General features: G+C 63.6%; 10 protein-coding genes. 5 read left to right on the top strand and 5 right to left on the bottom strand.

What is annotated here, in order from left to right:
- Positions 1-31: 31 nt before the first annotated feature.
- From G6N50_RS06785 to G6N50_RS06805, 5 genes are all read left to right on the top strand, one after another.
- Positions 32-703 carry an enoyl-CoA hydratase-related protein gene (locus tag G6N50_RS06785; protein WP_083092407.1) on the top strand — a complete coding sequence of 224 codons (672 nt, stop codon included), beginning with the start codon at positions 32-34 and terminating at the stop codon, positions 701-703.
- Between the two features lie 73 nt (positions 704-776).
- A complete protein-coding gene (locus G6N50_RS06790) occupies positions 777-1,703 on the top strand; it encodes an alpha/beta hydrolase (protein ID WP_083092405.1) in 927 nt (308 codons plus the stop codon).
- A gap of 208 nt (positions 1,704-1,911) precedes the next feature.
- A complete protein-coding gene (locus G6N50_RS06795; RefSeq protein ID WP_083092403.1) occupies positions 1,912-2,520 on the top strand; it encodes a TetR family transcriptional regulator in 609 nt (202 codons plus the stop codon).
- Positions 2,521-2,815: 295 nt separating this feature from the next.
- On the top strand, positions 2,816-3,250 hold the full coding sequence (locus tag G6N50_RS06800; RefSeq protein ID WP_179970097.1) for an MmpS family transport accessory protein: 435 nt from the start codon (positions 2,816-2,818) through the stop codon (positions 3,248-3,250).
- Complete coding sequence (locus G6N50_RS06805) at positions 3,247-6,147, top strand: MMPL/RND family transporter (RefSeq protein ID WP_083092399.1); 2,901 nt, start codon at positions 3,247-3,249, stop codon at positions 6,145-6,147. Before G6N50_RS06800 ends, G6N50_RS06805 begins: the two co-directional genes overlap by 4 nt.
- Positions 6,148-6,228: 81 nt before the next feature.
- Here the strand turns inward: G6N50_RS06805 and G6N50_RS06810 are convergent, their stop codons facing one another.
- From G6N50_RS06810 to G6N50_RS06830, 5 genes are all read right to left on the bottom strand, one after another.
- Positions 6,229-7,011 (bottom strand): SDR family oxidoreductase, encoded by a 783-nt coding sequence (locus tag G6N50_RS06810; RefSeq protein WP_083092397.1) that lies wholly within the window; start codon positions 7,009-7,011, stop codon positions 6,229-6,231.
- A gap of 475 nt (positions 7,012-7,486) precedes the next feature.
- Positions 7,487-8,974, bottom strand: coding sequence for a PAS domain-containing sensor histidine kinase (locus G6N50_RS06815; RefSeq protein WP_232068897.1), 1,488 nt, complete (start codon positions 8,972-8,974; stop codon positions 7,487-7,489).
- Between the two features lie 91 nt (positions 8,975-9,065).
- Positions 9,066-10,484 carry a WS/DGAT/MGAT family O-acyltransferase gene (locus G6N50_RS06820; RefSeq protein WP_083092393.1) on the bottom strand — a complete coding sequence of 473 codons (1,419 nt, stop codon included), beginning with the start codon at positions 10,482-10,484 and terminating at the stop codon, positions 9,066-9,068.
- Positions 10,472-11,410: a beta-ketoacyl-[acyl-carrier-protein] synthase family protein gene (locus tag G6N50_RS06825; RefSeq protein ID WP_083092391.1), complete on the bottom strand. Its 939-nt coding sequence runs from the start codon at positions 11,408-11,410 to the stop codon at positions 10,472-10,474. The genes G6N50_RS06820 and G6N50_RS06825 overlap by 13 nt, the downstream gene beginning before the upstream one ends.
- Positions 11,394-12,497: a 3-oxoacyl-ACP synthase III family protein gene (locus tag G6N50_RS06830; RefSeq protein ID WP_083092389.1), complete on the bottom strand. Its 1,104-nt coding sequence runs from the start codon at positions 12,495-12,497 to the stop codon at positions 11,394-11,396. Before G6N50_RS06830 ends, G6N50_RS06825 begins: the two co-directional genes overlap by 17 nt.

Here is a 12,497-nt window from a genome sequence, read left to right on the forward strand (position 1 = left end):
CATCTATCAGCGCAACTCAAGAGGAAACACCATGACAGTGACATTGGACTACGCAGACAAAATCGCCATCGTTCATCTGGGTGAAGACGAGAACCGATTCTCTCCAACATTTCTGGATGACATCGATGATGCACTAGATCAAGCCGTCTCAGCCGGCGCCCAGGGACTGATCACAACCGCCGCCGGAAAGTTCTACTCCAACGGACTGGACCTGGACTGGCTCAGCGCCAATACCGACCGGGCGCAGTGGTACATCGGCCGGGTGCACCGGCTGCTGGCGCGCATGCTGACCCTACCCCTGCCCACCGCGGCCGCAGTGGTGGGTCACGCGTTCGGGGCCGGAGCGATGCTGGCCATCGCGCATGACTTTCGCGTGATGCGCGCCGACCGTGGGTATTTCTGTTTTCCCGAAGTAGACATCCGCATACCGTTCAACCCCGGCATGGCCGCGCTCATCCAAGCCAAACTCACCCCTCGCGCGGCGGTCGCCTCGATGACCACCGGCCGACGCTTCAGCGGTCCCGATGCAGAGCACTTCGGCATCGTCGACGCGACCTGTGCCGAGGGTGCGGTCAACGACACCGCCCTCGACGTGCTGCGCCCACTGCGGGGCAAAGATCCGGGCACGCTGGCTGCGATAAAAGAGACCATGTTCGATCACGCGGTGCGCACACTCAACGACGACGACAATGGGGCGCAATAAGCTGCCTTGGACACTAACTCCGTTCCTGTATGGTCAGCGATGTCTGTCGGTGAGAGGGAACAGAGGGCATTCGATGGCAAACAGGCTCCCCGACAACGCCTTCACGTCCCCGCAGGCGTTGGATCCCGGCCTCCGCAAGGTGGCGCGATTCGTTCCTCGCGGATACGCGTTGCACCACGGTCTGAAGTTTCAGCGCGCAGTGATGAATCTTATGGGCAATGCCGGACGCATCCGCACCGTGCCCGTCGCCGCCGTCAACGCGCACGTCGCGGTCCGGCTGCATCGTCCGCCCGGGCTTCCCGAGCGCGCACCCGCACTGCTGTGGGTCCATGGCGGCGGAACCATCATGGGCCACGCGGCCCAGGACGATAAGTTCCTGCGGAAGCTGTCGCGCCGCACCGGGTTTGCGATTGCCGCGGTGGAACACCGGTTGGCACCCGAGCACCCCTACCCGACACCGGTCGAGGATTGTTACGCAGCCCTGCTGTGGCTGGCCCGCCAGCCGTGGGTTGATCCGGATCGGGTCGCCGTCGGCGGGGCCAGTGCGGGTGGAAATTTCGCGGCCGCGGTGGCCCAGCGGGCCCACGACCGCAACGACGTCCAGATCGCGTTCCAGATGCTCGTCTACCCGATGCTCGACGATCGCACCGGCGCCGAGCGCAACGGCCCGAGGCGCATCATGTGGACGGAGTCCGACAATCAACTGGCCTGGCAGTGGTACCTCAACGGCGCCGATCCCGAAGAGGCGGCGCCGGCACGCCGAACGGATTTGTCCGGCCTGCCGCCCGCCTGGATCGGGGTCGGCACGCTCGACCTCTTCTATCAGGAGAGCCAGGAATACGCACAACGCTTGCGCGACGCCGGTGTCCCGGTCCAGGAGGAGATCGTTCCGGGCGCGTTCCATGCGTTCGATCAGATCGCGGACAAGGCGCCGATCTCGACGAGGTTCTTCGAAAGCCAATGCGAGTATTTGCGCGGCGCGCTTGCGCCCAGTGGATGACTGCCATCATCCCAACGCCCATTCGCGGCGTGTAGTTCATTCTGTTGCCCGACAACCGGTCATACCGACGCGCGGTTCCTTGGGGCACATCGCCCCAGCCCCTGCCCGATCGGCCAATCTTTGCTACCCGCCTTAACGCGCTAGGCCAACGAACTCGGGAGCGCACCTGTTTGACTGCAAAGTGTGCACAGCGTGCAACCATATGGGTATGGCCAATCCCGTAGGGCTCCGCGAGCGCCGTCGCCGCCAGACGAGCGCCGACATCCGCGACGCTGCGGTGCGCCTCACGCTGAAACGCGGATTCGACAAGGTCACCGTCGACGAGATCTGCGCCGAAGCCGGAATCGCCACGCGCACGTTCTTCAACTACTTCCCGAACAAAGAATCCGCCATCGCCTACGGCCCCTCGGACATCCCCCCGGAGCTGGTGGAGGACTTTGTCGCCGCAGGTCCGGCCCCCTATTCGGTAGTGCTGGCGGAGCTGATCACGTTGGCCGCCCACCACCTGCGCGACGTGCCGCCCCGACGCGAACACGCGGCGCACATGCTGGAGCTCGCAAAAACTTCTCCCGCCGTGTTGGCGGCGTTCCTCGCCGACTTGGAAAGGTTCCAAAACCAGTTGACCGACATCATCGTGCGCCGCCAGGCGATGGAGCCGGACGATGAGATGGCGGCGCTGATCTCTGCGCTGGCGCTGACGGCGGTACGTTCCGGCATTGAGAAGTGGGCCCGCGGCGAAGCAACTGAAACCGCCGACACGCCGATGCCCTATGTTGAGCGGGCTGCCGCGCTGGTGAACAGCATCTTCACAAAGTGATCTGAAACACCAGTAGCAAATGTTGCATGCACTGCAAGATATGCACATCATGTACTATGCGCTGGTGGCGGTACCCGGGGAGGCTTCAGCAACAAGGCGAGCCGGGTGTCGGTGCCGGGGAGGTCGGCCGGTGTGGGTGGGCAGCATTCACCGCGCTTGACGCTCCTGCGCGAACCGTAGCAATCGACGTAATTCGTTGTTGAGCAATGCGACTTGTGGGCACACACCTGCCCAGCCTCGGTCGCGCGAACGCTGATCCACGTCACGACCGCGTGATGGGGAAGGGACCACCTAGGTGCAGATATCGAGACTCGTGCGCAACGCCTGGCTGCCGCTGTTGATCGTGGCGGTCCTGGTGGTCGGCGGCTTTGCGGTCGTCCGGGTCAAATCCTTCTTCGGCGCCCACGACACCGGCATCATGACCAGCCCGCGGCTCGATGATTCGAAGCCGTTCAAGCCCAAGGTCGTCAAATACGAAGTCTTTGGCTCGGCCGACCAGGCGAACGTGAACTACTTGGACCTGTCCGCCGATCCGCGGCGGGTCGACGGCGCGCCGCTGCCGTGGACGCTGGTCCTCAGCACCACCGCCCCCTCGGTCTTCCCGAACCTTTCGGCCCAGAGCGACGGCAGTTCCCTCGGTTGCCGCATCACCATCGATGACGAAGTCAAGGCCGAGAACATCACCCACGGCGTGCACGCCCTGACCTTCTGCTTGGTGAAATCCGCATGAGCACAACAGTCGACGACACCCGCACCGACGCCATCCCCGTCGTCAAAGAACCCGTGCATGACAAGATCCCCCGGATCATCCGCACGTTGGCCGTGCCGATCATCGTGGGCTGGGTCGCGCTCATCGCGGTGCTCAACGTCGTCGTCCCCCAGCTGGACGAAGTCGGCAAGATGCGTTCGGTGTCGATGGCACCCGACGACGCGCAATCGGTGGTCGCCACCAAGCGCATGGGCGCGATATTCAACGAGTACAAGTCGAACAGCTCGGTCATGATCGTCCTCGAGGGCCAGAATCCCCTCGGAGCCGACGCGCACGCCTACTACGACCAGATCGTCAAGAAGCTCGACGCCGACACCAAACATGTTGAGCACGTTCAGGATATGTGGAGCGATCCACTGACCGGGGCGGGGGCCCAGAGCAACGACGGCAAGGCCGCCTACGTCCAGGTTTACCTGGCCGGTAACCAGGGTGAGGCCCTGGCCAACGAGTCGGTGGAATCCGTCCAGAAGATCGTCAAGAGTGTGCCGACGCCCAAGGGCGTCAAGGTCTACGTCACCGGCCCCGCGGCGTTGTCGGCCGACCAGCACGAGGCCGGCGACCGCAGCCTGCAGCTCATCACGGCGGCCACGTTCACCGTGATCATCGGCATGCTGCTGTTGGTCTATCGGTCCATCGTCACCGTGTTGCTGACGCTGGTGATGGTGGTTCTCGAGCTGTCCGCCGCACGAGGCATGGTCGCATTCCTGGGCTACTTCAACCTCATTGGGCTTTCGACGTTCGCCACGAACCTGTTGGTCACGTTAGGAATCGCGGCCGCCACCGACTACGCGATCTTTTTGATCGGTCGATATCAGGAGGCCCGGGCTGTCGGCGAATCCCGGGAAGAGGCGTACTACACCATGTACAAGGGCACCGCGCATGTGGTGCTGGGGTCGGGTCTGACCATCGCCGGCGCGACCTTCTGCCTGCACTTCACCAACCTGCCGTATTTCCAGACGCTGGGCATCCCGTTGGCCATCGGCATGGTGGTCGTGGTCGCGGCGGCCTTGACGCTGGGTCCGGCGGTCATCTCGGTGGCGACGCGGTTCGGTAAGACTCTGGAACCCAAACGGACGCAAAGGATTCGCGGGTGGCGCAAGATCGGCGCGCTCGTCGTCCGCTGGCCCGGCCCGATCCTGGTGATGACGATCGGGGTGGCGCTGGTCGGCTTGCTGACCCTGCCCGGCTACCGCACCAACTACAACGACCGCAACTACCTACCCGCGGACCTGCCCGCGAACGAGGGTTACGCGGCCGCGGACCGGCACTTCTCGCAGGCGCGGATGAATCCCGAAGTGCTGATGATTGAGAGCGATCACGACCTGCGGAACTCGGCGGACTTCCTGGTCATCGACAAGATTGCCAAGACGGTCTTCCGGGTGCCGGGAATCGCTCGCGTGCAGGCCATCACCCGCCCGCAGGGCACGCCGATCGAACACACCTCGATCCCGTTCCAGATCAGCATGCAGGGCGTCACCCAGCAGATGAACCAGAAGTACCAAGAAGATCAGATGGCGGACATGCTCCACCAGGCCGACATGATGCAGACGACCATTGACAGCATGGAAAAGATGTCCAGCATCACCGTGCAAATGTCGAACGACATGCACCAAATGGTCAAGAAGATGCATGACATGACCATCGACATCAACGAATTGCGCGACCACATGGCGGATTTCGAGGACTTCTTCCGCCCGATCCGTAGCTACCTCTACTGGGAAAAGCACTGCTACGACATCCCGGTGTGCTGGTCGCTTCGCTCGGTCTTCGACGGTCTCGACGGCATCGACACGATGACCGATGACATCCAGAGCCTGCTGCCCATCATGGATCATCTCGACACCCTGATGCCCCAGATGGTGGCGCTGATGCCCTCCATGATCGCCAACATGAAGGCCATGAAAACGACGATGCTGACCATGTATTCGACCCAGAAGGGTCTGCAGGATCAGCAGAACGAGGCGCAGAAGAACTCCAACGCCATGGGTAAGGCGTTCGACGCCTCCAAGAACGACGACTCGTTCTACCTGCCCCCGGAGACGTTCAACAATGCCGAGTTCAAGAAGGGCATGAAGAACTTCATCTCCCCCGACGGGCATGCCGTGCGCTTCATCATCAGCCATGACGGCGATCCGATGTCGCAGGAAGGCATTTCGCACATCCCTGCGATCAAGAAGGCCGCCTACGAGGCGCTGAAGGGCACGCCGCTGGAGGGCTCGAAGATTTATCTCGCGGGTACCGCGTCGATCTACAAAGACCTCAGCGACGGCAACACCTACGACCTGTTGATCGCCGGGATCGCATCACTGTGCCTGATTTTCATCATCATGCTGATCATCACGCGAGGTGTGGTGGCATCGGCGGTCATCGTGGGAACCGTCTTGCTCTCGCTGGGCGCGTCCTTCGGGCTTTCGGTTCTGATCTGGCAGCACCTCATCGGCATCGAGCTGCACTGGATGGTGCTCGCGATGTCGGTGATCATCCTGCTGGCCGTCGGCGCCGACTACAACCTGCTGCTGGTGGCGCGGTTCAAGGAAGAGATCCACGCCGGCCTGAACACGGGCATCATCCGGTCGATGGGCGGCACCGGCTCGGTGGTGACCTCGGCGGGGCTGGTGTTCGCCTTCACGATGATGACGATGGCGGTCAGCGAGCTGACGGTCATCGGCCAGGTGGGTACCACGATCGGACTCGGTCTGCTGTTCGACACCCTGATCGTGCGGTCGCTGATGACACCGTCCATCGCCGCGCTGCTGGGCAAGTGGTTCTGGTGGCCCCAACGGGTGAGGCAGCGCCCGGTTCCCTCGCCCTGGCCGCAACCGGCCAAGGACCGCGAATCGTTTGCTGATGCCCGATAGTCTCGCCGCGAAACTGTAACTGCCGACGGCACCATTCGCGGAACACGTTGCCAGTTACAGTCTCGCGACACGAGACGGAACTTAGGTAACCCAGTCCGGCTGCGCGTCGGTCTCGACGTTGGAGAAGTCCTTGTGCCCCAGGCCGGCGGTGGTGCCGCCGTCGACGACGAACTCCGAGCCGGTGGAGTAGCTGGACTCGTCACTGGCCAGGTAGACGACGAGATGGGACACCTCCACGGGTTGGGCGGCCCGGCCCAGCGCCGTCTGGAAGATGTCGTCGGGAACCCAATCCGTCATCGGGGTCTTGATGAGCCCGGGATGGATTGAGTTGACCCGGATTCCGCTTGGTCCAAGTTCCAGTGCGGCCGACTTGGTGAGACCCCGCACCGCGAATTTCGTTGCCGTGTACCCGTGGCAGGCGATGGTGCCGGCCATGCCCTCGATCGAGGAGATGTTGATGATCGATCCGCGGCCCGCTTCCTTCATTGGCTTGACCACCGCCCGGATGCCGAGAAACACGCCCGTCAAATTGATGTCGAGAATGCGCTGCCACTCCGAGAGCGCGTAATCCTCCAGCGTGCCGATGTTGATGATGCCGGCGTTGTTGACCAACACGTCGAGGTGGCCGAACTCGCCCAGGGCGGTGGTCACCGCGGCATCCCAATCCTCGGGCTTGGTCACGTCGAGGTGCAGATAGCGGACCGCGTCACCGACCTCCGCCGCTACCGCCTTGCCCTCGTCGTCGAGGATGTCACCGAAGACCACCTTGGCTCCCTCGGCGACCAGCGATCGCACGTGCGATGCACCCATCCCCCGGGCACCGCCACTGATTAAGGCGACCTTTCCCGCCAATCGTTCCGCCACTGCAGTTCTCCTGTCGTAGGGTGCCCGATAGGCGCCTACGAGCACCATACAGATGCGACATCCTGTATGACCAGTGCGCTATTTACGCGGAATTCGTTCCGACGACAATCACCTGAGGACCCTCAACGCCCATCGGCGCGGATTGTCCTCGTTTCCGCCATCTTCTGGAAACCGGCGTGCGGGCTGTTCGATGAGGCCTTCAGCCACATCGGGTCCGGCCGAAGACGATGGATGGCGGCGCATCGCCTCCTCGCGCTCGCGGGCGCGAAGCTGAGCCGCATTCCAAGCCGAGTGCGTCTGCAGGACAATTATTTTGGCCGCAACACCAGTTGCCATGTGGCTGTTCCTCTCACGACGATATCGCCTTACCGCAAAACGTCGTATTTACAACATTTATCGCGGCAGCCGGACCAGCCGATAGGGACTGAAGCCTCTGACACGGGGGCCGTTCGGCCACACCGCCCAGAACGCGGCACTAGATCAGAACAAGCGGAGCGATCCATCGCAGCCGGGTGCCCCCGCCGGGAACACGATCGACGTCCAAGGTGCCCCCGACCGATTCGGCACGCTTGCGCAATTTCATCAGGCCCGCTTCCGTGACGTCGTGGGACAAGCCTCTTCCGTTGTCGACGACTTCGATACACAGCTCGTCAGCGACCTCGACGGCGATCGTCAGCCTGGTCGCCGCCGCGTGCCGTACCGCGTTGTTGATCGCTTCCGTGACGACGGCTTCTGCATCCTCGGCCAGCGCTCCCTCCACCACCGAAAGCGGTCCTTTGTACTGCACGGTGGTGGCCAAATCGTCTGATAGCCGGCTGATCATTTCATCCAAACGCTGGCGCAGACCGGTGACATCGGCATCCCTGCGGCGCAGGTCGAAGATCGCGGTGCGAAACTCCTGCACCACCGCGTGGAGATCGTCGACCGCCGTGTTGAGGCGCTGCTGCACTTCGGGCGAGCGCGCCCGCGGGATGGTGCCCTGAAGCGCGAGACCGACGGCGAAGACGCGCTGAATTGCGTGGTCTTGCAGGTCGCCCGCGATGCGGTCCCGCTCGGCGAATACCTCGGCCTGCGCCCGAGCTTCGCTCAGCTCGGCCTGGAGGGCCAACTGCTCGGTGATGTCGCGAATCGCCGCCGACACCATGACGCCCTGCTCGGTCTGCAATGGGCTGAGGCTCACGTCGACAGGGAACACGGTTCCATCGCGACGCAGCCCCCAGAGCTCTAGACCGACCCCCATGCGCCGTGACCCCGGCTTGTCAAAGAAGCCGGCGCGATGCTGTTCGTGGGCCCCGCGTAGCCGGGGCGGGATCAGCATCTCAATCTCCCTGCCCAGCAGGTCTTCGCGTGGGTAGCCGAACATCTGGTCGGTTTGGGCGTTTGCGAGCATGATGCGCCCGTCCGGCCCGACGATGACCATGGCCTCCGGGGCCGATTCCAGCAAAGCGTGGAACATCGTTTCGGCTCGTTGATGCTCGGCGGTCACGTCGCGCATCACTTTGGTGAACCCGGTGATGGCACCCGCGTCGTCTTTTAGCACTGCCAACGCCACGGCGGCACGAAACCGCCGGCCGTCCTTGCGCACTCGCCAGCCGTCGAACTCGATGCGTCCTGAGTCGCGCGCCGCGTCCAACTCGCATTCGGCCCGCGCGCCGGCGCGGTCCTCTTCCGTGTACAACACCGAGACGGGTTGGTCGAGCACATCCGCCACCGTGTAGCCCGTCATCACCTCGGCACCCGGGCACCAGCGGATCACGTAACCGATCGCATCGAGTTGGATGATCGCGTAGTCGGTGATCGCATCCACCATGGCGTCGACGTCGCATAGCCGCTCTCGCAAGCTCTTGTTGAGTAACGCCGAGCTCAGATAGCGTTCGGCGCGCGGCGATGTCATCAGGCGTGGCCCTCTTTCCTTGCCTGCGGCTGCACAGATACTACCGTCCTGTCGGATGCCTGACTTCAAAACTCAACCGACGATCCGGGCATGCGCCGCCCGAGGCTTGCATCGAGAGAAGCGAACCCGGTCAGCGGATCGCGATGTCTGGCGCGCCCGTTCACATCGCAGGCTTTGCTTTTGACGGTCCGAGCTTCGCGGCGCGGCTACGCCGATGCGGTCGGCTGGCCCTCACCAACCGTTCGACACCGTCCTCGATTCCACTGGCGAGCGCCCCGATGTCGGGCGCGGTGTCGAAGTCGGCGGTGATGCCGAACACGAAGTTATCGGCGTAACTGACCATCGCAATGCCCGTGCGCAGCTGAAGAGCGATGGGAGGAATGGGCAGAATTTCCAACACCCGACGCCCCATCAATCGCTGCTGGCCGCGCGGACCGGGAACGTTGGTGGCCAGGGCGACCACCGCACGTTGGGGCAGGCGCATCAGCAATCGAATCGTCCACGCGGAGAAAGCGAACGGGACACGCCGGAGTGCCGAAACCACGGCACTGCCACCTTCGCTTTGACCGCTCGCTTTGGCATGCTTGAGCCGATCGTGCACCAGTCGCAGCTGTTTGAGGGGATCCTCCTCGTCGACCGGTAGCAGCGGCAACATGGCCGAGACCCGGTTGTCGGCCACGTTGAGCTGGTCGATCGGACGGACGGAAACCGGCACCAGCGTGCGCAGGGAATTCCGCCCGGGCTGCTCCCCGCGCGCGAGCAGGACCGTGCGGTAACTGCCGGTAATCGCGGCCAGCGCAACGTCGTTCACTGTGACACTGAATTTCTGGGCCACCTTCTGCATGTCTGCCAACCGAACCCGGGCTGCGCTGTACCGGCGCATCGTCGTTACCGGTCCGTTGAGTGACGATTCCGGGCCGGGGATGAGCAGACTGGCGGCCAGTTCGGCCGCACCCACGGCCACGTGCTCGGCGGCGGTTGCCGCACCGATGGCACTTCGTCCCATCTCACTCACCCAGTTCATCGGGTTGAGGCTTGGTTTCACCGAACCCGGCTCGCGCCGGACCGGCCGCTGAGCAGCGTGAATAGCTGTCGCGAAACTGTCGCCGGTGTCATCGTCGCCGAACTTTGCCATCAGCTGCGTTGCCGCGATGCCATCAGCGATGCAGTGGTGAATCTTGGTCAGTACCGCCCACCGGTCGTCGCTCAGCCCTTCGATGATCCAGCAGTCCCACAGTGGCCGTTCACGATCCAGGCGGTGCTCCATCAAAGTCGCGATCATCTCGAATAGTTCAGTATCGCCCCCGGGATGCGGAAGCGCGAGACGATGGACATGACGCGAAATCTCGAAATGTGGGTCGTCAACCCATTCGGGCGGGCGCAGATCGAGCGGATGAGTCCGCAGCACCTGCCTGAATCGCTGGATCGCCGGCATCCGGTCGGCGATCACGGAAACAAATTCGTCGTAGCCTGGGGCCGGACCCTCCGCGATTGACACGGCGCCGACCGCGAGGCTTACGTGCGGATCGGAGTCTTCGGCCTCGAGGAAACCTGCATCCAAGGCAGTTAGTTGCTCCATTTGGCTACCTTCCGCGCGGTGCCATCCGATTCAGAAAATGCGGATGGCGGTTGCCGGTAGAGAGCGGCGCCCCCGGTGGTACCCGCACCGGCGACGACGAAAAGCAGTCGAGCGCCGACCGGTAACGTTTCGGCTCGCTGCCCGAAGGCGGCCGCCAGCGCAGCGGTGTGCATGTTCTGATCGTCGGCGACGATGATTTTGTCGACCGGCACCCCGAGCCTGTCGCTCAACAAGGTTCGGTACTCGTGGCGTGCGGGCGCCGCGACAATGACGTCGACATCGGCCAGCCGTGTGGATTGGGCTTCGAGGCATGCGCACACCGCCGACACCGCAGCCACGAGGAACCGCTCGTCCATGTCACCCGATTGACCGAACCGGAGAACGTTGCGGGAATCCGCGAACCCTACTGTGGCGGTGAAGCTCTGACCGTCTCCCGTCGGCTCCTCGGCATTCGACCAGGACACCGGGCTCAGACCGTAGTCTTCGTCGGTCCAGCGACACAGCAACGCCGCACCGGCGGCCGAAAACGGAAAGTGCTCGCTCATTCCGTGGCCGGGGTCGGCATCGCTGGCGACGACGAGTGCCAGCCGAACGGCCCGTGACCGCAAAAAGCCGTCGACGATCTGCAGCGCGGTGAGCACCCCGCAAGCGCCGTTGGCGATATCGAACGAAAACGTGCCGTGGGCGCCGGTGTGCGGATCTTCGGGATTGGCGCCGATGTCATCCTGGATCAGCGCCGCCAATGCCGGTTCTCCGAGATTTCGGTCGCGGTAGATCCCGGCGTTGACGACGAGATCGAGTTCACCGGGGTCGCAGCCGGCCCGCTCCAGGCAGTCCTTACCCGCGGCCACGGCGAGATGCAGCGCGCTGTGCCGGCCAAGCCACCGTGGATATGCGGTGGCGACTCGATCAATGATCGTGCCCATAGCGGCTCACCAAATCCTCGTCCAAAGTAATTAACACCACGCCGATTTCCAGCCCGGACGCCAGCGCCAGCAGCGCGATCCTCTCCCCCGCCGCGATGCGTCCCGCTTCGAGCTCCTCGACCAATGCCACCGTGTGGGTCGTCGATGCCGTGTTGCCATACCGGTCGACGGTGATCACGGCGTCGTGCCGGGGGCTGTCGCCGAACGTCTCCGACATTCGGGCCATGCCCTTGCGGATCGCCCGCGCCGAGGTCTGGTGGGTGATCACGTGGTCGATCTCGTGAATCGAAATACCCACGGCATCAAGGACTTCATGAAGCAACAACGGCGTATCGGCGATCGCGGCCCGCTGGATGGCGCGCGAATTCGTGAACATCCGTGCACCCGGATCGTGTCCCTGCGGATACGCCAAGCACAGCCGGCTGTAGTCGGCGACAGTGGTGAATCCGGCAAGGGTGATACCGGCAGAGCCGGCCGGAGCCCGCTCGAGCAGCAGTGCCGCCCCGGCGTCACCCAGAGTCAGGCACGCCAATTCCTTGCTCATGATGTTGCGGATGTGCCGCGCCGCATTGTGGCTCAGCTGCGAGATGTACTCGCCGCTGACCACCAGCCCACGCTCGACGATTCCCTGCCGAATCCAATTGTTCAGAATCGTCACCCCGGTGAGCATCCCCGCGCACGCGTTGGATACGTCGAAGGTCATCGCCTGTGATGCCCCGATGCCATGGGCCACGACACTGCTCATCGTGGGCTCGAGCCATTGCGTCAGGCCACCACGGAATTTCGTGATACTGCAGCTGATCACCACGTCCAGCGATGCGGGATCCTGTTGCGCCCTGGACAGACAGTCGATCGCCGCCGAGACGGCAAGGGTGTACGAGTCTTCCTCGCCCACGGAGACCCGGCGTTCACGGATTCCGGTCAGCCGTTCCAGGTCGATGTGCGTGCGATGGCGTGTGGTGGCCATCAATTCGTCGGTCGTCAGGTGCGTCTCGGGTAAATGACGGCCGGCACCAGCCAATCGGGTGACGTAGGGTGCCGTGATCCCTTCCCCCGCGGCGTCCATCACCAGCCAATGCCGCGGCAT

This window comes from Mycobacterium mantenii, assembly GCF_010731775.1.
In the GTDB taxonomy this organism is placed as follows: Bacteria; Actinomycetota; Actinomycetes; order Mycobacteriales; family Mycobacteriaceae; genus Mycobacterium; species Mycobacterium mantenii.